This is a genomic window from Williamwhitmania taraxaci (genome assembly GCF_900096565.1).
GTDB lineage: Bacteria > Bacteroidota > Bacteroidia > Bacteroidales > Williamwhitmaniaceae > Williamwhitmania > Williamwhitmania taraxaci.
In genome coordinates this window covers 1-22,891 of the sequence record NZ_FMYP01000019.1, presented here as the reverse complement: position 1 = coordinate 22,891, position 22,891 = coordinate 1, and the positions used below count along the sequence as shown (strand labels likewise).

14 protein-coding genes are annotated in these 22,891 nt (G+C 41.5%); 3 read left to right on the top strand and 11 right to left on the bottom strand.

Annotated features, from left to right (window positions below):
* Window positions 1-92 precede the first annotated feature (92 nt).
* On the bottom strand, window positions 93-1,715 hold the full coding sequence (gene pckA, locus BLS65_RS06750; RefSeq protein ID WP_092437249.1) for a phosphoenolpyruvate carboxykinase (ATP): 1,623 nt from the start codon (window positions 1,713-1,715) through the stop codon (window positions 93-95).
* Between the two features lie 482 nt (window positions 1,716-2,197).
* Here pckA and BLS65_RS06740 point away from each other — a divergent pair, with 482 nt between their 5' ends.
* Complete coding sequence (locus tag BLS65_RS06740; RefSeq protein WP_125869794.1) at window positions 2,198-2,563, top strand: hypothetical protein; 366 nt, start codon at window positions 2,198-2,200, stop codon at window positions 2,561-2,563.
* Between the two features lie 86 nt (window positions 2,564-2,649).
* On the opposite strand, the gene lpdA is transcribed toward BLS65_RS06740, so the two are convergent.
* The 4 genes from lpdA to BLS65_RS06720 form a co-directional block, all read right to left on the bottom strand.
* Window positions 2,650-4,041, bottom strand: a complete 1,392-nt coding sequence (gene lpdA, locus BLS65_RS06735) for a dihydrolipoyl dehydrogenase (protein ID WP_092437243.1) — start codon at window positions 4,039-4,041, stop codon at window positions 2,650-2,652.
* 74 nt (window positions 4,042-4,115) lie between these two features.
* Window positions 4,116-4,973 (bottom strand): metal ABC transporter permease, encoded by an 858-nt coding sequence (locus BLS65_RS06730; RefSeq protein WP_092437241.1) that lies wholly within the window; start codon window positions 4,971-4,973, stop codon window positions 4,116-4,118.
* Entirely contained in the window at window positions 4,970-5,728 is a 759-nt protein-coding gene (locus tag BLS65_RS06725; protein WP_092437239.1) for a metal ABC transporter ATP-binding protein, read from the bottom strand. Before BLS65_RS06725 ends, BLS65_RS06730 begins: the two co-directional genes overlap by 4 nt.
* 3 nt (window positions 5,729-5,731) lie before the next feature.
* Window positions 5,732-6,622 carry a metal ABC transporter solute-binding protein, Zn/Mn family gene (locus BLS65_RS06720; protein ID WP_170830021.1) on the bottom strand — a complete coding sequence of 297 codons (891 nt, stop codon included), beginning with the start codon at window positions 6,620-6,622 and terminating at the stop codon, window positions 5,732-5,734.
* Between the two features lie 221 nt (window positions 6,623-6,843).
* Here BLS65_RS06720 and BLS65_RS06715 point away from each other — a divergent pair, with 221 nt between their 5' ends.
* Window positions 6,844-9,396 (top strand): tetratricopeptide repeat protein, encoded by a 2,553-nt coding sequence (locus BLS65_RS06715; protein WP_092437235.1) that lies wholly within the window; start codon window positions 6,844-6,846, stop codon window positions 9,394-9,396.
* Between the two features lie 130 nt (window positions 9,397-9,526).
* Here BLS65_RS06715 and BLS65_RS06710 read toward each other — a convergent pair whose 3' ends face one another.
* A complete protein-coding gene (locus BLS65_RS06710; protein WP_092437233.1) occupies window positions 9,527-10,270 on the bottom strand; it encodes a hypothetical protein in 744 nt (247 codons plus the stop codon).
* Window positions 10,271-10,655: 385 nt separating this feature from the next.
* Here BLS65_RS06710 and BLS65_RS06705 point away from each other — a divergent pair, with 385 nt between their 5' ends.
* Entirely contained in the window at window positions 10,656-11,831 is a 1,176-nt protein-coding gene (locus tag BLS65_RS06705; RefSeq protein ID WP_092437231.1) for a phospholipase D-like domain-containing protein, read from the top strand.
* A gap of 24 nt (window positions 11,832-11,855) precedes the next feature.
* On the opposite strand, the gene BLS65_RS06700 is transcribed toward BLS65_RS06705, so the two are convergent.
* The 5 genes from BLS65_RS06700 to BLS65_RS06680 all read right to left on the bottom strand — a co-directional run bounded on the left by BLS65_RS06700 (window position 11,856) and on the right by BLS65_RS06680 (window position 22,490).
* Entirely contained in the window at window positions 11,856-12,263 is a 408-nt protein-coding gene (locus BLS65_RS06700; protein WP_092437229.1) for a response regulator, read from the bottom strand.
* Window positions 12,264-12,277: 14 nt separating this feature from the next.
* Window positions 12,278-14,530, bottom strand: a complete 2,253-nt coding sequence (locus tag BLS65_RS06695) for a PAS domain S-box protein (RefSeq protein ID WP_092437227.1) — start codon at window positions 14,528-14,530, stop codon at window positions 12,278-12,280.
* A gap of 157 nt (window positions 14,531-14,687) precedes the next feature.
* The gene (locus BLS65_RS06690; RefSeq protein WP_212590511.1) at window positions 14,688-15,122 is read right to left on the bottom strand and encodes a response regulator; all 435 of its coding nucleotides are present in this window, start codon (window positions 15,120-15,122) and stop codon (window positions 14,688-14,690) included.
* 133 nt (window positions 15,123-15,255) lie between these two features.
* The gene (locus BLS65_RS06685; protein WP_092437223.1) at window positions 15,256-17,793 is read right to left on the bottom strand and encodes a sensor histidine kinase; all 2,538 of its coding nucleotides are present in this window, start codon (window positions 17,791-17,793) and stop codon (window positions 15,256-15,258) included.
* Window positions 17,794-18,086: 293 nt separating this feature from the next.
* The gene (locus BLS65_RS06680) at window positions 18,087-22,490 is read right to left on the bottom strand and encodes a PAS domain S-box protein (protein WP_170830020.1); all 4,404 of its coding nucleotides are present in this window, start codon (window positions 22,488-22,490) and stop codon (window positions 18,087-18,089) included.
* Window positions 22,491-22,891 lie beyond the last annotated feature (401 nt).

Below are 22,891 nucleotides of genomic sequence, written 5' to 3'. Positions count from 1 at the left end.
TTTGATACAAGTTACTACCATATTTTGTGCAGATCAAGTTTTTTGGCAAAAAAAGTTGCCCCATTTGGGGCAACTCTATTATAAATGCGGATTTATAGTTGAGGGCCAGCGGCAATGAGCTTTTTTCCTGCGTCGTTGTCGGTGAAATTATCGAAATTTTTGATGAATTTGGCAGCAAGATTTCTTGCTGTTTCGTCATACTCGGCTGCATTAGCCCAAGCCTGACGTGGGTTTAGCATTTTGCTATCTACACCCTTAACTGTTTTTGGAACCTGCAGGTTGAATATGGGAAGTGTTACAAATTCAGCATCTTCAATCGAGCCATCCAGAATGGCATTAATGATTGCACGGGTTGAGGGAAGATCAATACGCTTGCCTACTCCATATTTTCCACCAATCCATCCAGTATTAACCAGGTATGCTTGCGATCCATTTAATTTCATTTTCTTAATCAATTCACGGGCATATACCGTTGGGTGAAGAAGAAGGAATGCTTGACCAAAGCAGCTGCTGAATGTTGGTTGTGGTTCGGTTACTCCGAGTTCCGTTCCGGCAAGTTTTGCAGTAAATCCACTCAAAAAATGATACTGGGTTTGGTCGGGTGTCAACCTCGATACAGGAGGGAGAACTCCGAAAGAATCGGCTGTTAGGAAGATTACCTTTTTTGCATGTCCTGCCTTCGAAACGGGTTTAACAATATTCTCGATATGGTAAATGGGATAGGAAACGCGGGTATTTTCGGTTTTCTTTTTCGAGGAAAAGTCAATGTTTCCTTGGGCATCAACGTCTAAATTTTCCAAAAGGGCATTGCGGCGAATGGCGGCATAAATATCTGGCTCTTTTTTGGGGTCGAGGTCGATACATTTTGCATAACAACCACCTTCGAAGTTAAACACTCCATTATCGTCCCAGCCATGCTCGTCGTCTCCAATCAGCATTCGATGTGGATCGGCAGAGAGGGTGGTTTTTCCGGTTCCAGAAAGCCCGAAGAAAATAGCAACATCACCGGCCTTGCCCACATTGGCAGAGCAGTGCATGGCTGCAATTCCCTTTAGTGGAAGGAAGTAATTCATCACAGAGAAAATACCTTTCTTGTTTTCGCCACCATACCAAGTTCCGCCCATGACGGCCATCTTTGTGCCAAGATTGAATACTACATATACTTCCGAATTCATCCCCATCTCTTTCCAGTTGGGGTTGGTGGTCTTTGATGCGTTCAAGAAAACAAAATCGGCTTCAAAGGTTTTCAACTCCTCTTCGGTAGGCCGAATAAACATGTTCTTTACAAAATGTGCCTGCCAAGCTACCTCCAAAACGAAGCGCACTTTTAATCTTGTGTCAGGGTTGGCACCGCAATAGCAGTCAACCACGTAAAGGTCCTTGTTCGAGAGTTGTTCGGCCGATAAATTTCTAAGTCTATCCCAGTTTTCCGCAGAAAGAGGTTTGTTGTCGGAACTCTTTTTATTTTGTTCGGCCCACCACACATTTGCTTCGGAGGAAGACTCTTTCACAATATACTTATCTTTGGGGCTTCGACCCGTAAAAATCCCGGTATCAACATTTACGGCTCCAAGATTTGTTACAATTCCCTTTTCATATCCTTCCAATTTTGGATCTGTTTCGTGCTTGAAAAGAAGATCGTAACTAGGGTTATAAAAAAGTTCTTTTACTCCTGTAATGCCATAGCTTTCTAAAGCCTTCTTTAATTTCTCCATAACTGTCAAAAGTTTCTTTAAATACGTATTGATTAACACGAACCATTATACAAAGTTCGGTTTGTTTATCTCTTTTTCCTAATTTTAAATCGATTGCGGTGCAAAACTAATTTAGTTTTTTTATTTGTGTCTTTCGAAATTCCATTTTTCAGACTCCACTAAAACAAAGAATTTTTCCATCGAATAGTTGCCTCCTTGATTGGATGCGCATTCGATGGGAAATGGATATTTACCAAGCAGAGGGTTTCTCTATGTGGAATATTCTAAAGTCTAACTATTACATCTTTTTTTCCCAGGTGGATCATGCTATTGTTGATATCTTGCAGCCTGTTTGTGCCGTTTTCGGGCTGGCCGGTAGCGATAAACTTCTTTACTTTGGCGTTTTCATGCATGCGTAATTGGTCATTATTGTGTTCTTTTGTCAACCTAAAGGTAGTGCTTTTCGCGTGTCGTTATTTCATTAGTTACAAGTTGTTCAACATATGAATCACATAATGAGTTCTAATTTGTCAGGCGAATGGGTTTTTTCTGAGGATTTTGGCGTAGGTTATGATTCCGGTCGCTTGAAGTTAACGGATACGAATGGGCTTCTTGAGGGGGAATTGGCGTTTACGGAGACTATTGAGGGGGATTCCCCTTTCTCTATTCTGTTGAAAATTAAGGGAACGCACAAAGGGAGTGAGGTAAAGTTTAAGGCAATATCAATTTCGTGGCTCAAAACAGATGAACCTATGACCTACAACCTCGACAAATGGGAAGGAATTATCAACCAACAGGGTATCATTGTTGGGCATAGCATAGATGCGGAAGGGGTTTGCGGTGTATTTACTCTTTGCCGTGAAGATTGAAAAAAAGCCGAGCAATCGCCCGGCCTTCATCTGTTTTGTTAATTATCGTTTGCTTTTAGGGTAATGTTTCCCATTTTGACGCAAAACTACATGTGAATTACCTCGCCATAGGCTGCCGCTGCGGCCTCCATAATGGCTTCGCTCATGGTTGGATGAGGGTGAATGCTCTTAATTATCTCGTGGCCGGTAGTTTCAAGGTTTCTGGCCACCACCAATTCGGCAATCATTTCGGTAACGTTAGCCCCAATCATGTGTGCACCTAGTAGTTCACCATACTTAGCATCGAATATGAGTTTGATGAATCCATCCTTTGTTCCTGCAGCACTTGCTTTTCCCGATGCGGTGAAAGGGAATTTACCCACTTTAATTTCAAATCCTGCTTCGGTGGCGGCTTTTTCTGTCATGCCTAAGGAAGCAACCTCTGGATTGGTGTAGGTGCAACCTGGAATATTCTTGTAGTTGATGGGGTGTGGATTAAGTCCTGCAATTTTCTCGACGCAGGTGATACCCTCTGCCGAAGCAACGTGGGCAAGCGCAGGGCCAGGAACTATATCGCCAATGGCGTAAACGCCTTCAACGTTGGTTCGGTAATACTCGTCTACCTTTACTTTTCCCTTATCCATTTCGATGCCTAATTCTTCAAGGCCGATACCCTCTACGTTTGGTGCAATACCCACTGCCGAAAGGACAACCTCTGCTTCCTCTTCAACAAGGCCCTTTTTGGTTTGTATCTTTACCTTACAGAGATCGCCTGATGTATCAACCGATTCAACTGATGCATTAGTCATTACGGTAATGCCCGATTTTTTAAAGGCGCGTTCCAGTGTTTTTGAAACTTCTTCGTCTTCAACAGGGACTACGTTTGGAAGGAATTCTACAAGGGTAACTTTTGTTCCGATGGCGTTATAGAAATAGGCAAACTCCGAACCAATGGCACCAGAACCAACTACTACCATTGATTTTGGTTGTTTTGTAAGGGTTAACGCTTGGCGGTAACCAATAATCTTCACTCCATCCTGAGGCAGGTTGGGGAGCGTACGGGAGCGAGCTCCGGTTGCAAGTATGATGTGCTTGCCGGTAACGGTGCTTTTGCTACCATCGGATGCAGAAACCTCAACCGTGTGGCCGTCTTTTAATTTTCCAAATCCGGAAATCGTTTCAACTTTATTCTTTTTTAGCAAGAACTGAACCCCTTTACTCATACCGGAGGCAACTTCTCTGCTTCGAGCCACCATCTTCGAGAAATCTGCTTTAGGCTGTCCATCTAAAGTAACGCCGTAATCGGCAGCATGCATAGCATACTCAAAAACGCTTGCACTTTTCAATAGGGCTTTGGTTGGAATGCAGCCCCAGTTGAGGCAAATCCCACCAACATTTTCGTTTTCTACAACGGCTACGGTCATCCCGAGCTGGCTGGCCCTAATTGCAGCAACATATCCGCCGGGTCCGCCTCCTATAACTATTAGATCGTATTTCATCAGAAGGTATTTTATGTTTAGTTGTTGACTGTATAAGTGTCTCGAATGTGTTTCGTGTTACTTTCGGTGCGTGATTATTGGACTCTTTTTTGCGCCAATGATGTTTTTTCCATAAATCGGTCAAGTATCACAGTTGTTAATTTTGCGAGGGCAAAGAGTATAACTTGCACAAATACAACCGACGCACCACTGGGAATGTTCATTTTGTAGGCCAGAATTAATCCTATCGTTATTCCTATCATGTTCAGAATTACCGAGGCAATGGCAATAGTCTTAAAGTTTCGAGAGAAAAGGTTTGCTGTGCTGGGTGGTATGGTAAGCAAGGAGAGGAGTAGGATTATTCCCACAATGCGAATTCCTGAAACAATGGTTACCGCCACAAGAATGGTCATAAGCATATTGATGAGGCCAACGGGTATGCGTTGCGTTTTTGCAAATTCTGGGTCGAAGGCGCTATAGATAATCCATCGGTAGAAGCGGAGAAAGAATAGCAGCACAATCAGGTTTACAATGCATACGGTTATTAAATCGAGGGAAGTCACCGTTACAATGCTGCCAAAGAGGTAGCCCATTAGGTTGGGCGCATACCCTGGGGTGATGGCAATGAAGATTATTCCAATGGCCATTCCGAAGGACCACAGGATACCAATGGCTGAGTCTTCGCGTAGTTTACCCTTCGTTGTAGTCCATTCGATTCCCATGGCCGAGAGAATGCTAAAAACAAAGGCTCCAAAAATTGGATTTATTCCGGCAAAGTAGGCTATTCCAATTCCACCGAAAGAGGCATGGGTGATGCCGCCGGTTAAGAATACGAGCCTACGAGCAACGATGTAAGTGCCAATTATTCCTGCTGCAATCGACAGCAAAATTCCTGCTATAAATGCTCTGTAGAGAAATGGGAAATTGACAATATCTTGGAAGAGTTGGATCATTGCTGGGTGTGTGTTTTTAAAACGGTATGCGGAACTTGGCCGTGTGTTATCAGCTGTATAGGGCAGTCGTAGACTTTTAGTTGTTCTTGGGTTATAGTGTTTGAGTTATGATAATGCAGCTGACGGTTGACGCAGGCAATGGTTTTTACATAAGACGTAATGGTGCCAATGTCGTGCGAAACCATGATAATGGCCATCCGTTCGTTGATTTCGCGCAAAAGATTGTATAGTTCTTTCTCGAAGCGATTGTCGACAAAGGTGTTGGGCTCATCCAGAATGAGTAGGAATGGGTTGGAAATGAGCGCACGGCAAAGAAATGCCCGTTGCAGCTGTCCTCCCGAAAGTTCACCAATAGTTTTATTGCGGTAATCGTAAATACCTGTTTTTCGGAGAATTGCTTCGGCCGATTCTTTTTCCAATTTGCTAAATCGGTTGCGCATACCTTTGCTGCTCATCAGTCCAGAAAGAACAACGTCAATCACGGTGATGGGAAATTTTCTGTCGATGGTGCTAACCTGCGGCAGATAACCCACGGCGCCGCGCAGTTTCGTTGGTTGTATGTGGTTGATTACACTTCCCTCGATTGGGGAAATCTGCCCTAGTATGAGCTTAAGCAGGGTCGTTTTTCCGCCGCCGTTGGGGCCAATAATTCCAATGAAATCGTTATCGTTTACGGTGATGTTTATATTGTGAAGAATAACCGAATCGCCATATCCAGCAGAAGCATTCTTGACTTCAATGAGTGGTTCTTTCATCGGTTATTGCTTTTTTGGAGAAAGATGGTTGATTATATTGGTGATGTTTTGATCCCAACGATACCCTAATGGATCTAAGATAACAACTTCAGCCCCTATTTCTTTCGCCACTATTTTGGCGCGTTCGACATCAAACTCTTGTTGGACAAAAATTATGTTGATTTTTGCTTCCCTAGCCTTCTCAATTACACTCTTAAGCTGCTGTGGAGAGGGTTCCTTGCCTTCCTCTTCAATAGCATACTGCTTAAATCCATAATCTCGAGCCATGTAGGAGAGTATGGGATGGAAAAGCATAACTCCTTTTGTACCTGATTTCGAGATGGCATCCCGGAGAACTCGGTCCATGCTATCGATCTGTTTAGATACCTTTTCGTAACCAATCTTTAGGGAGTCGGAAAAATCGGGGTCTATTTTCGAAAGCGTTGCTACCATCTGATTTACCATTTCTTTAACGGTGGTTGGCGAAATCCAAGTATGCGGATCGATTCCGTGGTTGTGTTCCTCCCCGTGCTCATGGTTGCATGCACCTTGGAGTAGTTCTACGTTGGCGGAACAATCGATAAACTCTAATTGGGTATTGCTCTCTCTTATCCCTTGTAGAAGTGTTTGCTCAAAGGCCAAATGTCCTAGATAAAAGTATACCGAAGCTTTCGATAGTTCGATGAGTTGAACAGCTGTGGGCTCAAACGTTTCATGATTTGCTCCGGGCGGTAGCATTACAATGGTGTTGTAATGATTGCCGGAAAGTTGGTCGATAAAGTATTTTTGTGGCAGAATGCTTACTGCAATAGTTTTCTGAAGCGATTGTGGTTGCGTTTTTTGTTGGGAGCATCCACCAAATATGGTGAGGGCGATTATGGCAACTGATAAGTATTGAACTGGTTTCAAATACATGTTTTCTCTTTTATTTAGCAAAGTTAGGGAAATATTGGTGATCATTGACCTACGTTACCCTTGAAAAAGCGATTCTTTAACATAGAATATGGTTTTTTGTTCTGCATGTCAAACGTTAGTATTTGACTCATTTTAGAAAAATGATGCAAACTAATTGCAATACCTCATTTTTGTAACGCTCAATTTGTTAAATTTGCTTCTAAGCTAAATACCCTATTTTGATGTGCAAGTTCTTCCTCAAATCGATTCCTTTACTATTTTTACTTCTCGCTACCCATTTGGTCGGAGCACAGGATATCCGTGTCGATAGTTTAAAGAGCTTGCTGAAAACTGCAAAGGATAAGCAACGTCTTGAAATTCTTAATGAGATTGTTCCTGAACTTTCCAATAGCGATGAGGCATATAACTATGCAAAGGAGGCATCTAGCTTAGCGCGTAAGTTCGACCTTCCGGAGGCAGAGGTAAAAGCCCTAAATAATTTGGGCTTTATTTATAACGACAAGGGGAACGCTGATGAGGCTTTTAAGAGTTTTAGAAAAGCGCTTGAGTTGGCCAAATCAACAGGATATTTTAAAGGAGAGATGGAGTCATTGCTTAATATAGGCAAGATGTATTCCATTCAGAACAATATCGAACAAGCTGAAAAGTCAGCTAGGGAAGTGTTGGCTAAATCGCAAAAAAACAACGACCAATCTCTTATTGCGGATGCCTTTCATGAACTTGGTCAGTATAGTTTTGATCGAGGCAATCTTGATCAAGCTACGCTAATGTGGAAGTCGGCCTATTCTATTAGGATAAAGTTAGGCGATGCTGGTAAAATATCTAGAACCGCTAATGTTTTAGGAGATATTTACTACCAACGGGGTAAGTATGATAGTTCAAAGGCTTATTATACACAGAACTTGACCATCCAACAAAAGCTTAATAATACGTTTCAGATAGCCATTGCCCTTTATAATATTGGCAATTGCGATGCAAAACATGGTGATTATCAAGTGGCAATCAAATCATTTCAAGATGCTTCTAAGTATTTTGAAATAATTAAGGAGCATGATGGAATTGCCAACTGTTTATTCAGTATTGGCACTGTTTATGAAAACCAGCTGCAGAGTGAAATGTCTATTGAAAACAATAAAGTAAACTTCAATAAGGCATTGGAATACTATAATAATGCTCTTAAAATTTTTAGGGATACGGATAATAAAAAGGGTGTGGCTAATAGCATGATGGCTATCGCCAATATTTACACTCGAATCGCATACTCTGAATATACCAGCAGATTTATGGCGAGTTGGGAGGATTCGATTCTTCGGATACCTGCCAGAGAGATTGAAAAGAAATTCGTTAAAGGCAAAGATTTTTATAAGCAAGCACTTGATATTTCCAAGGCGATTGGGGATACACAAAATGAAATGGTTGTATTTCTAAATTTGGCGCAAATTGCAGTTTATGAGCGACAGTATAATCGAGCAATTGAGTATAACACTAATGCATTAAAAACCAGCCAAGCATTGGGTTTAACTTACCAAGTTGCTGTGGCCCATAACGGATTGGGTGATGTAAACTACCGAAAGGGCAATTATGTTGAAGCTATTGCATCATACAAACGGGGCTTAAAGTTAGCGCTTAAGAGTGGCCATCGCGAACTTACCCGCTCCATATACCAGCGACTCTTTCAGGTTTACGAAAAAACAGGTGATGCACAGGAAGCCCTCAACTATCATAAACTATTCGTAGTTGTCAAGGATTCAATATTTTCTGATGCAAGTCAGAAAACCTTATTGCTGATGCAGACTAGGTTTGAAACGGAAAAGAAGGAGCAATCCATAAAGCAGTTAAATACCGAAACGGAACTTCAGAATAGCGTTATCCAGCGCCAGAAATGGATGATCTTCACATTCATCGTTGGCTTCTTAATAATATTAGTATTTGTTATTCTGCTTTTTAAACTTTATCATAAAATCAAATCGAACAACGTTCAGTTGAATGAGAAGAATGATCTTATTTCGCATCAAAAGCAGGAGATTACGGATTCTATTCGCTATGCCAGCCGTATTCAAACTTCAGTTTTGCCTCCCCTTGAACGATTTGATAAACTTTTGCCGGAGAGTTTCGTGCTTTTTTTACCGCGCGATATCGTTAGCGGTGATTTTTACTGGATCACATCTACCGATAGTAAGATAATTGTTGTGGCTGCCGATTGTACTGGTCACGGTGTCCCCGGTGCGTTTATGAGTATGCTTGGGGTCTCTTTCCTTGACGAAATCGTTACAAAGGAGGGCGTTTGTGCCTCAAACTGTATTCTTGATAAACTGAGGGAGAATATTAAACGAACCCTTTCCCAAACCGGAAAACAAGATGAGCAAAAGGATGGTATGGATATAGCCCTTTGCGTAATAGATAAAGAGTTGGGCACGGTGGATTTTTCTGGTGCATACAATCCGCTCTATCTTATTCGCGAAGGTGAACTGCAAGAGTTTAAGGGAAATAAAATGCCAATTGGTATCCACATAACCGACAATGAACCTTTCAAATGTACCAGTATGAACTATAAGCCCGGTGATACTTTCTTTATATTCTCCGATGGATATGGCGATCAATTTGGTGGGGATCAAGGTCGAAAGTTCATGTCGAAGCCTTTTAAACGGTTGCTAACGGATATTGCAATCCTTCCTGCAGCGGAGCAACGCCAGCGGTTGTATGATGCGCACATTGAGTGGAAGGGTAATCACGATCAGGTGGATGATATACTGGTTATCGGGTTTCGCCTATAGAAGGGAAATGAGCCAAAAATGACAAAAAAGAAAAGCACGAATGTTTGGTTCGTGCTTTTTTCTTAATATGCTGATATCCTATATTGCTAAAGTCTTATGCAAATTCATTCTTCAGAATATCGAGTAAATACTACTCTTCGCCCAATTCTTCCGCTACTTTCACGGTACGAGGATAGTTCGTCATCCAGTAGGAGTAATCCGAAACGATTAGGTAGTTAGGATAGTTAAACTCGGTGGTTTTTAGATCCCACAATGGAAGCGAAAATTGTTGGTTATCCGACACCCTGTTTACGTTTGCCATAACCCCTTTCTTTTCGTCGAGTAGATCAGTAATTTCGATATACTCAAATTCGTCTTGGTAGGAGGGATTGGTTGCTCTCATCTTTTCGTATTCGCTCTTCTTTCCTTTCCCAAAGAGGAATGGCTCTTCCCAATCGAAATCCTCAATGCCGGTAAGTATGCAAGGTTTTTTGATTGAGGTTTTCAAGTAGTTCAAATACTTCTGATGGTTTTCTTCGTGTACCGAATTGTCTTCGGCATCAAGGATTTGCGCAATGCGTTTGTCCGCATCCTTGAGCGAATATTTGAGGTTGATGTCTTGCTGCTTTTTTGCTGTAGCACGTCGCGTGTCACGGGGAACGGTAAGTTCAACTTCGTTCATTCCCAGATAAATGAAAGCAAAATCTCTTTCATCTGCAAAACAATCAATAAGGTAACCTTCGGTTAAACGTGCGAGGGTTAGGCTATCCAACTCAATGGTAAGTATATCTTTACTAAAATTAACAATTCTGCCTTCCCAACCACCAATTTTTAGGTTGTCAAAATCGGGGGACATAATCCCATCCTGAACTCTAGCACTGTTCCCAATCTCCATTGTTTCCCCTTTTTTATATTTACTACCTGAAATATTGTTGTCGTTATTGATTTATGCTATTGTGAATCAGTGATGTTGTTTAAATTCACAGGCAGAATTCACACTGCGAAAATAGTAAAAGGATGTGGCAAATTCTATGGTATGAACTTATTTTTCATTTCAATTTGTTTTAATTCTCGCTATCAATCGATAAGGACGTTGGATTACTTCACAGTTTTTCTTCTTTTTGGGTTCGATTCGAAAAGTGCTTGAAACCCGCATGGCATTTTATTCAATTTGCTTTGTTGTTTTTGGGTATTGCTTCTTTTCTATTTAGAACTTACCTACGTATGGGTAACGTTTGTTCGCTTCAAATTTTATCTTTGTATTGTAAATTTACGAAGCGATGTTGTTTTTAGGCAAAAGAGTGTTGAGTGGTTATACTAGTGGCAATACGGTGGAATTGTTGCGCAGTGGTAGTCCGTTTTTTGATGCAATGGAACGGAGCATTGATGCTGCTGTGGAATATATCCACTTTCAAACCTACATTGTAGTTGAGGATGAAACGGGCATTCGGATAGTAAATGCGCTTGTGAGGGCTGTTCAAAGGGGTGTTCGGGTGTATATGGTGCTGGATGCTTTTGGCTCAAATAGTTTCTCACGCCGATCCATTTTAAGGGTTATAAATGCAGGTATACTTTTCAGAAAATTTGCACCTGTTTTTACATCAAAAGGATTTCAGGTAAGCTTAAGGCTGCATCATAAGGTGCTTTTGGTCGATGGTTCTACAGCTATTGTTGGTGGGATCAATATTGCGAATAAATACCTTGGGAGTCCAGGAAGGAAGGAGTGGCTCGATTTTGCAATACTTGTAAAAGGTCCAGTGTGTGTGCCCATTTTGAACATAACAAAGAAGGTGTGGAACAAGCAGTTTATTTCGCCGAAGGAGCGTTCGCGGGAACGCATTCCCAATCCTCGTTCATACGATCCAGGCGTGATGGTGCGGATGGTTCAGAACAACTGGTTTAGGCGGAAGATAGAGGTGCTGATGAGTTATCGCAGGGCAATACAAATGGCAAAGGAGCGAGTAGTTGTAGTCGCTAGTTACTTTCTTCCCGGACGAAAAGATCGGAAACTTTTAAAGAATGCTAGGTTGAGGGGGGTGGAGATATCCATTATTCTTCCCGGTATATCGGATGTCCCGATGTTTAAGCGGGCTACCAACTTTCTTTATGGTTTTATCCTTCGGAATAATATTAAAATTTACGAGTATTTGCCTTCGAATATCCATGCAAAAGTGGCTACTGTTGATGGTGTATGGAGCACCATTGGAAGTTATAATTTTAATCACCTTAGCGATTACGGAAGCATTGAACTCAATCTCAACATCCTTGATTCAACTTTTACTCTTGAGTTTGAAAAGTTGCTGCAAGAAATCATTCTAACCGATTGCAGGCAAATTACTTTCGAAGATTACCTTCGAAGGCGCACTTTACTGTCTCGGTTGGCCGATTGGTTTGCCTATCAGTTAATAAGAGTTATGTTCCGCCTTATGTTTTATCTCACTCGAAAGAGCGAGTAGGCTTTAACTGATTCGATTGGTCTGTTACTGCTTAGGTAAGTGTTTGTATATGGCTTTTAGCAGGTCGTCTTTTCGAACGGGTTTTGAGAGGTAATCGTTGCATCCTGCGTCAAGGCTCTTTTCCTTGTCGCTCAATTGGGCAAATGCTGTAATGGCAATAATTGGGATTGTGGAGTTCCGTGTCCTGATCTGACGAGTAGCTTCATACCCATCCATTGCAGGCATTCTGATGTCCATTAGAATTATAGATATTTCGGGATGTTGGTCAAAGAGTGCGATTGCTTCGACTCCATTCTTTGCCCAAAGAACAGTAAGCCCTTCCAACTCCATCACAATATCAATATAGTTGAAGTTTAGGTCGTCGTCTTCAACTACTAATATGGTTCTTGGCATTGTTTCTTTAATATTTGGATTATCTAGGGGTTGTTTCATCAGCGTTATTCCTTTTAAAGTTGACTTATAGGTAGCGAAATGGTGAATTTGGATCCCTGCCCTTTTGCAGAAACTACATAGATATTTCCACCTAGCAAGTTTATTACCCCTTTCGCAATGGAAAGACCCAATCCGCTGCCTTCGTATTCTTTTGTATGAGAAAAATTCTCTTGGATAAAGTGACCGAATATATTTTTCTGTGCCTGCTCTTCAATTCCAATTCCAGTATCGATTACAGATATGTGAAGGCTACCATCTGCTATCCTGCCGTCGAGTGTAATAGTTCCATCCTCTGTAAACTTGATGGCATTATTCAGCAGATGCGTTAAGGCTTTTTCGATTAGGGATCGATCGGTTTCCATCACCAACAATTCTACCGATTCCGAAATGACAACTTTCATATCTAAACCTCTCTCTGTACATTTTGGAGCAAACAACTCGTAAATGTCGTTGAGAATACTGCCTATATTGATTCTGTTTAAGTGTTTTTCCTGGTTCCCGGAGACCAGAAGCGAAATGTCTATATAGCTAGTTATGGTATTTAGCAATCGGTCGCTGCTTCTATTAAGAATATTCAGGTAACGTTCTTTCGTATCTTCGTCGATATCTGGTTCGCTAATAAGCGTTGCAAATCCCAAGATTCCGTTTAAAGGGGTTCTCACTTCGTGAGAGATATTGTGCATAAACGCAGTTTTTAGTCTATCGCTAGCCTCTGCTTTATCTTTTGATATTATGAGGTCTTCCGTTAATTTTTTCTTGTCAGTCACGTCCTGTTTGATGTCGAGGAAGTGGGTTATCTTTCCCTCCTCATCAAAGATGGGGGAGATGGTGGCCGATTCCCAGTATGGGTCACCACTCTTCTTCTTATTATAGAACTCTCCAGACCATTTATCGCCCCTATTTATGGTGTCCCAAAGTTTGGTGGACTCTTCTTTCGAAATATTTTCCGATCGGAGAATACTCGGGCTTTTCCCAATTAATTCGGCTCTAGTATATCCTGTTATTTCCTCAGTTTTATTGTTGATATACTCAATCTTCCCGTTGATCCCTGTAAGGATAATTGAAACGGGACTTTGTTGAACCGCTTCAGAGAGTATTTTTACTTCTTTTTCGGCTGTTATACGTTCTGTTATATCAATAGAAACTATAAGTCTTGCTTTTTTACCATGGAAATTAATGCTGTGGGAGAATATTTCAACGTCAATTATATCCTGATTTTTGAGCTTGTGGCGCCATCCTCGTGAGAACTGAGTATCTCCGGCTTCGTCGGTTAGATTTTCGTTCAATCGTGCGATGTCTTCTTTGGGGCGTATGTCTCTAATGGTCATTGCATAAAACTCCTCTTCGGAATAACCATATTTCATTATGGCCATTTGGTTTACCGAAAGGAATTTGAGCGATTCAATTTCATAAACCCACATAGATAGAGGGTTGTCTTGAAAAAGGAAGCGAAATGTTTGTTCACTCTCTTTAATGGCTTGTTCGGTCTGTTTTTTACCTGTAATATCTTCACTTATGGCTAAATAATGAGAAATTTCTTCGTTTGAATCGAAGATTGGAGAGATAGTAGTGTGCTCCCAGAATAGTTCGCCATTACTTCGTTTGCTAAGATATTCTCCTTGCCAGATATGCCCTGCAGTTATGGTGCTCCATATTTCGGCGTGTATATTATCGTAGGTTCTTCCTTTTTTGAGTATACGCAAAGGTTTTCCAATGATCTCATCAACAGTGTAACCGGAGATTTCAGTAAATTTTGGATTCGTATAAATGATGATGCCTGACGTGTTGGTAATGATTACCGACGAGGGGCTTTGTTGCACTGTGCGGGAAAGGATACGCAACTCTGATTCGGCATTTTTTAAGGCCCGCCTTTGCTGAACTTCTCCAAGGGCTCTGTTTATGGCTAAGGGTAACTTTCCCATCTTATCCTTCAGAACATAATCGGCAGCACCCTCCTGTAGTAGTTCAACAACTAAGTCCTCGCCAATGGTTCCGGAGATGCAAATAAAGGGAGTTTGAGGGCAGATGAGTTTTACTTTTTTTAAGGCAGCCATGCCCGTATAGCCAGGAAGGTTATAGTCCGAAAGGATAAGGTCGTAAGTGTCTGTATGCAATTTCTCGAGAAAATCGTTTTCGTTGGCAACATGGCTAATGATCGTTGTAAATCCTTCTTGATAAAGGAATTGTTTTAAAAGAACAACATCCGTCAGGTTGTCTTCGAGTACGAGTATAGATAAGACCTGTTGGTTAGGTTTTTCATTTTTCATTGGAGAGAAAATTGAAACGGTAAAACAATGCCGATTCGAAGTCTTATTTTTTTTAGTCTTGCTTTATTGATCACTTTTTTCGCTTTTAGACCTTTTACGGTTTGAGAAGCAATATTTCCATTGTCTTCTGTTGCGCTACAATATAGTCATTAACGATTCAACTTGGAGGTTGTTCGTTAATAAGAACCCAAAAAACACCTAAGGATTTTACGGCCTCTACAAATTGCTTGAAGTCGACTGGTTTTACCACGTAGCCATTAACTCCCAGCGCATAGGAGCGTATTAAGTCTTGCTCTTCGCGCGATGAACTCAAGATAACCACTGGTATCATTTTTAGCTTTGGATCGGTTCGGATAACTTGAAGAGTTTCGATACCGTCTAATCTTGGCATTTTTATGTCGAGAAGGATAACGGCAGGATTGCCATGCTCCCTATCTTTAAACTTTCCTTCATAACGTAAATAATCCAATACTTCAACTCCGTCGCTTACCGTAACTAGATTGTTGGCAAGGTTAGACTCTGCAAGAGCTTTTTGTGTTAATTCAGCATCAAATTTATTATCCTCAGCGAGCAATATTGTTTTAATTTTCATAATTACACCTAATTTAAAAGAACCATTTGCCTCTATTTATCAGTATGAGTAACTCTTGTTTATAATTAAAATCAACATTATGTTACCTTTCTCACTTCTTCAATATCACCCTGCAATGCTGATGTATTTAATTCTATTCTGCTTGGTGTTCGATAAACTTTGGAAGTAAAAAGGAGAAGGTTGCCCCTTTATTCGGTTCCGCTTCGGCCCAAATTTTGCCGCCATGACGGGTAATAATTCTATGAACGTTGGCCAGACCAATTCCGGTCCCCTCAAACTCTGTTTCGGAGTGCATCCGCTGGAATACTCCAAAAAGTTTTTGTGCATACTGCATATCGAATCCAACTCCATTATCTCGTATGTAGAATATAGTTTCCGACTGTTTTGTGATGGTTCCAATTTCAATTTTTGGGTTACTGCAATTCCGCGAATACTTTACAGCATTTTCGACGAGGTTCACCCACGCCAACTGCAGTAGGTTTTCATCGCCGAATGCTTCGGGTAGAGGGTTTGTGATCCAATCAATTGGATTTGTAGGCGGTATTTGCATTACCTGATTGATTGCATTGGCAACCACTCGATCCATACTGAACGTTTTCTTGTTCATCTCCAAACGACCAGTTCTGGAAAACTTGAGCAGATCGTCAATAAGGGTACCCATTTGCTTGGCCGAGGCGATAATAGTATTCAGGTATCGCTTTGCTTCCTGTGGCAAGTCCTCTTGGAAATCGTTTAAAAGAATACTCACAAACCCATCGATATGCCGAAGTGGCGCGCGTAAGTCGTGCGAGACGGAGTAGGAAAAGGACTCCAAATCCTTGTTGGCCGCTTCCAGTTGTTGTGTCCGTTCAATTACTTTGTGCTCTAAAGATTCATTTAGGTGTAAAATTTCCTGTTCGCTCTCTTTCTTTTTTGTAATATCGGTATAGGTGCCTACCATACGCGTAGGACCAGTTAGATCGTTGTTGCTTACCACTTTCCCGCGAGTTAATATCCATTTTAACTCTCCCTGCTTAGTCCTTAATCGCTGCTCAAGGCTAAAGTAGCCTGCATTTGCTGCAAAATAGTTGTCGAGGGCTACTTGCATGGCGGGTAAATCCGGTGGGTAAATTAAGTCGGTCCACACTTTTACGGTGTTGTGAATGTTCTCCTGGGTATATCCCAAAATTTCGCAGGCACGTGGACTTAAATAAACCGATCCTGTTTTCATTTGGACATCCCATAGACCATCATTAGCACCATCGAGGGCAAATGCTAGCCGCTCACGGCTTTCCAAAAGTTCCTTTTCCGCTTTTCGCTCCTTGGTTTGGTCGTGTAGCACTAGGATTGCTCCTTGGTGGATACCTCCTTCGTTTACAATAGGCGCAATGCTTATACTTATGGGAACCCGATTGCCGTTCCTCGATTGGATAACCATTTTCTCGCCAAATTCCCGAGATTGTTCAGAATTGAATCTGTTTTCGGAAAAAGGGATGAAGCGCTTATGACTATTTTCAAATTGGATATGTACCACCAATTCAATGGTTTTTCCTTTAGCATCTATTTCAACATATCCCGTTAGATGCTCTGCAATTTGGTTCATATGTCTGATGATTCCCTCCTTGCTTACTGTTATTACCGCATCTCCAATCGAGTAGAGTGTTGTCCGAAATTCATTTTCGGCATTCAATAACTTCTTGTATATATTCTGCTGCCGAAAGTGGTATAGCCAAGCAATAAAAAAAGTGATCAATAGGGATGCCATTAGAACTATGATAATAAGTATGGTAGCCCTAAAGTGAAGTTCCGAAAGGATCTCTTCCTGATCTACTTTAGTAACCATAAACCATGGTGTGCCGGTAATGGGGCGTATGTCGGCAATGACGGGAACGTTACGATAGTCGACCCCACTAGTTATACCCGTGACGCCCAATACCGCTTTAACGGCTGGCACATCGATTGAAGAAAGAGGGATATATTCCGATAGTGCGGTGTTCTTTTTATGTCGAAGTTCATTCAGAAATAGTATGCCGTTGGATTCGCGTCGAACAATTACCGTTTCGGCAGTTTTGCTTGGAGTTGGCCACGACTGTATTAGCGGGTAGAGATATTTGTTGGGGTCAATCCGCAAAATCAAGACGCCCAATGGAGTGCTGTCGGCCTTAAAAACGGGGGCAATGACGTCAATTTTGATCTTGTTGTTATTCTTTATGCGGTAAAAATCGGTAAGAATATTTCTTCGCTGTTGAATGGCCTCCTTTATTCTTTCACGTAGGGAAGAGTCTACGGTAGGCTGCTCATCTGAAAGGAATACTGACGGGATTGCTTCTTCGTTGGTGATATATATTTCGTCGTAGTTGTAGGTTTTTTGTAATAATTTCAGCCTTCTATGCATATTGTTTCGCAATAGTTCGCTTGATGGCTGATTCAGATAGCGTGTCAATGCCTCATTGAAAAGGGGACTTTCCGTAGCCATGGTGGCATCATTCAGTCGGGCATTACACCACGTTACGATTTGATTCTGTTTCGAATCGGCAATAATCTTAAGCTCCTCATATTTTTGTGTGCGCATGGAGTTGCTCTCGTAACTATAGTAAAGAAATGCCGATATCGCAAGTAGGGATACTAACGTAGTTAGTAATATAATTATCCGTGTTTTGGTTAACTCAAAAAAATGGGTTTTTGTATTCATGGTAACAGCGGATGAGTTGGTTTTTGATTACCCTTCTTGCTGATTGTAATCGGCTGATGTCACTATTCCAACAATGCTAAATATACAAAAAAATCATTACTGTTGATAAACGTTTGTTGATCCAATTAGGGCGTAAACCAATAAATTATTGGTTTTAATCTACAACACTTTTTCCGCTATGCGGGAATTTTTCCAGGACTCAGATGTGGATAATATATTGAACTATAATCCACTGCTGATTGCGGGGTTTTATGTTGTGTTCCTGTTCAAATCGATTAGATGTTTTATCGGATTCACGAAAGGGAAGCAGTGGGTAAGGTGAAGAAAAACGTAGCCCCTTTATTCGGTTCCGCTTCGGCCCAAATTTTGCCGCCATGACGGGTAATAATTCTATGAACGTTGGCCAGACCAATTCCGGTCCCCTCAAACTCTTTTTCGGAGTGCATCCGCTGGAATACTCCAAAAAGTTTTTGTGCATACTGCATATCGAATCCAACTCCATTATCTCGTATGTAGAATATAGTTTCCGACTGTTTTGTGATGGTTCCAATTTCAATTTTTGGGTTACTGCAATTCCGCGAATACTTTACAGCATTTTCGACGAGGTTCACCCACGCCAACTGCAACAGATTCTCGTCGCCGAATGCTTCAGGTAGTGGATTTATAATCCATTCGATGGGATGTGTAGCCTGTATTTGCATTACCTGATTGATAGCATTGGCAACCACTCGATCCATACTGAACGTTTTCTTGTTCATCTCCAAACGACCAGTTCTGGAAAACTTGAGCAGATCGTCGATAAGGGTACCCATTTGCTTGGCCGAGGCGATAATAGTATTCAGGTATCGCTTTGCTTCCTGTGGCAAGTCCTCTTGGAAATCGTTTAAAAGAATACTCACAAACCCATCGATATGCCGAAGTGGCGCGCGTAAGTCGTGCGAGACGGAGTAGGAAAAGGACTCCAAATCCTTGTTGGCCGCTTCCAACTGTTGAGTGCGATCAATTACTTTGCGTTCAAGTGTCTCATTTAGTTTTAGTATCTCTTGCTGGGCAATCTTTTGTTCGGTAATATCTCTTATAACCCCAAAAGTGCCAATGAATTTATCATTGTTTTCATATCGGGGTACGGCGGTAACCAATAAATTTCGAATATTACCGTCGGCGCGCATAATCTCTAATTCATAAACGCTCTTAATGTTTTGCCTCCTTTGTTCGGTTTCTTTCAGAATATTTTGATAGGTTTTATCTGAGACAAACTTTGTAAGGGATAGTCCAACTAATCCACCATGTACCACACCGAAAATATTCTCGGCAGCTGTGTTTGCATATTCAAATTGTTCTGTGGTATTTGCCACTACAATTCCCTCTCCCACATTTTCGAATAGGGTACGAAAAAGCAGTTCGCTCTTGGTGAGTGCATCTTCAAACTCTTTACGGCTGGAAATGTTGGTTATGGTTCCAATATAGCCGGTTACTTCATTTCCACTATATTCTGGTACTGCGTTACCTAATACCCATATGGAGGTGCCGTCGGGTCGCAAAAAACGGTATTCAGTTATTGAACTATCGCTCCCTTGCAAAGCACTGCCCCATTTCTGAGTTAGCCGAGCCCTGTCATCTGGATGGACCGCCTTTAGCCAGTCGAAACCTAATGCTTCATCGAAGGATAGCCCTGTCAAACTTGTCCATGTGGGATTTACATAGGTCGTGCAGCCATCGATGCGAGTACGGAAGATACCTACCGGTGATACCTGTGCTAGGGTTTCAAATAGTTGCTGACTTTCACGTAATGCTTTTTCTGACACCTTTCGTTGCGAAATGTCATTGATCACCGCAAGGAATAGTTTTTTTCCATCCTGATCGTGTAACTGCAGGTGTTCCTCCACGGGATAAGTTGTTCCGTCTTTTCGCTGGTGAATGGTTTCGAATACTATTTGCTTCTCTTCTTTTGCTATCAAGGGAAGTAGCCGCAATCGAAACTCCTCGAGAGAGAATTCGGGCTTTATATCTATTGGGGTTAAGTTAGTGATCTCTTCGAGGCTGTAGCCAATATTCTCAAGGGCACCGTGATTTAAATATTCAAATTTAAGCGATTCTAAATTGAATAGATATATTTCGTTTACGCTTTTTTCGATGATATCTAATAGTTTGAATCGTTCTTGCTCAGTTTGGCGCGCGGCAGTTATTTCACGAGCAATACCCATTACCCCTATTAATTTTTTGTTGTTACCAATTAAAGGCATTTTCGTGGTTTCAAGCAGTGCCTTATGGCCATCGTCGGCAAAGGTTACCCACTCCTCGTTTTTGGTCGGGAATCCTGCAGCCATTGCCATGCTGTCGTTTTTCCTAAAGAATTCAGCGAGGTCGGCAGGGACAAAATCGAAGTCGGTCTTACCAATTATTTCTTCTTCCTTGGCTCCAACGAATCGTTCGAACATCCAGTTGCAGGCCAAGTAAACACCATTATTATCCTTAAGCCAAACCAAGTCGGGAATTGTCTGAACCAAGGTATGTAATTGGTTTTCATTTTTCTCGAGCTCCTGCGTAATTCTTTTTTGTTCAGTAATGTCAATTATGGTCGAAATGAGGTAAAGCGGATTTTCTTCTTCATCGCGCATGATGCTGGTGGTGATATCTACCCAAACAATTGATTTGTTATTGTGTATGTAGCGCTTTTCAAATCGAACAGAGGTTCCGTTACCTTCAAATAGTTTCTTGAGAAGGTTTGCGTTATACTCCACATCATCAGGGTGGGTAATTGTTTGCCAATTTAGCGCGGCCAACTGCTCTTTCGTATAGCCCAACATTTGGGCAAATGCGTTGTTAGGGCTAATGTTACCCTCTTTGGTTGTTATCGACTTGCCTACCCCTGCATGCTCAAATACACTCCTAAATCGCTCCTCGCTAATGCGCAGATTCTCTAATTCTGCTTTACGCTGGGTAATATCGGTTCTAATCCCAATGACTCTATTGACTTTATTGTTGCTGTCCCACTCAATTGAATGGCCTGTAACGGACTGCCAACGATAGTTTCCATTCGCGTGAAGCATTCTTGCTTCGTAATGAAAGTTGGATGTCTGCCCCGCAATACATTTTACTATTATCTCGCTTACCGCTCCAATATCGTTTGGGTGGATTTTTGTTCGCCAACCTGCACTGTTCAATGGACCCTCCTCATCGGTATATCCAAGCATAGTATGATAAATTGGCGATTCATACCATTTATCGTTGATCAAATCCCAGTCCCAAACTCCAATTTGCATCTCTTTCAAGGTAATCTGGAGGCGTTCCTCATTCTTGCGAAGGGCCTCCTGTAGGGTATATTCCTCCTTTATATTTTGAAAGATCAATACAACACCAAGCATTTCTCCTGAACTGTTTATGATAGGAGCTCCGCTATTCATAATTGGGGTTTCGCGTCCATCCTTTGCTACAAGTATTGTGTGGCTTGCATTTCCAACTATATTTCCAGTTTTCAAAACCTGTTGAACTGGGTTTTTTACAGATTTCTGCGTTTTATTGTTTACAATATTAACGATTTTGGAAAATGGTTCTCCAATGGCTTGGTCCTCGGTATAACCGGTCAACGATTCGGCTACTTTATTCATTTGGGTAATTCTACCATCAATATTCGTGGATATAACGGCATCGCCAATACTATAAAGGGTGGTGCGGAATTCCTCTTCCTTTTCGTGTAGATTCTTTTCAGCAAAAAACAGCTGCTGGTAAATGTTTCGCTGGCGGTAATGGTAGCCCCAGGTTACCGCGAATACAATAATCAGAGTAAGTAATGCTCCAAAAAGTGTAATCATCATTGCTCGATAGTAGAGTTCGTCATATACCTCCTCTGCATCAATCTTTGCTACCATATACCAAGGGACTCCTTGGATGGGACAGAGGAAGGCTAATACTTCTTTTCCGCGATAGTCAAATCCGTTAACAATGCCGATCTTCCCTTGAACGGCTTGAATTGCTGGTATGGTAGTTTCGGAAAGGGAAATGCGAAATTTTAGAGCCGAATTGGTTCGGAACTTTAGTGTATTTAAAAACAGAACGCTATCGATATCCTTTTGAATAATAAGCGTTTCTGCTGTTTTGCTAGGTAGCGGCCAGTTTTGTATGAGAGGATAGAGATATGTGTTGGGATCGATCCGAAATATGATTGCGGCTATTGCAACGCCTTTGGAATTTATGACAGGTGCCATAAAATCGATATGAATTTTTTTATGGTTCTTACAGAAGTAAAGGGCAGGTGGACATATACCTTTTGCACTAAGCGCTGAGTCTACCATTAACAAAGTGTAGTCGTCTGCCGTAAGTGAATCGGCATATAGTGCAAATATTTGGTGGTATTTGCGATCAATGATCAGGATGTTTTCGTATCCATGATTTTTTTGGATTCCGGAGAGTGCTTCTGTTAAACTCTTTTTTGACTGGACAATAGTCTGTTTGCCCAGCAATGAAATGATATCCGTTTTAACATCATGAGCGGTAGAAAAAAACTCTGCCTCTGATCTTCTTTCTGTAATCCATTGCTCTATTTGAACAACTTTAAGTTTGGCGACGGCAGCAAGTTCGTCTTGCTTATTTGTTCGAATGGCAATCTCTTCGGAGCGATAGTAGAGATAACTACTTACTCCGATGGCGATAAGAGAAATGGCTGCGATAGCTGCGATATGCCATTTTCGTATGAACATATTTTTGCGAATTTTTTCCATCTGACAAAGCAATTACCTCGTTTGTTACATCACGCTGCTTTTAGGAATTAAAATACTCCCTTAAATCCGCAGGTCGATTGCTAGGTTTTAAATCTTAGCGTATTTAGGTTTGCTTGGTGGATATTTTGCCATTTTTTTGGTTCGACATAGCCCTTCTTTGCGTCACTTCTTCCGTTTTTCGCTCCCCCTATGGTTTGCAACTTCCTTTTTTGGAAGCCTGCAACAATAAAAACCGTAACGAACCGTAAGTGTCAGGTATTCAATTACTAGCTATTGAGGCGCGGGCATACCTTTCCCATTGGGCACAGCAGCGTGGCCGCTTCACTCCAGCAGCAGGTGGTATTTCTTGGCCGAAAAGAGCTTTAGGATGCGCTGTCGTC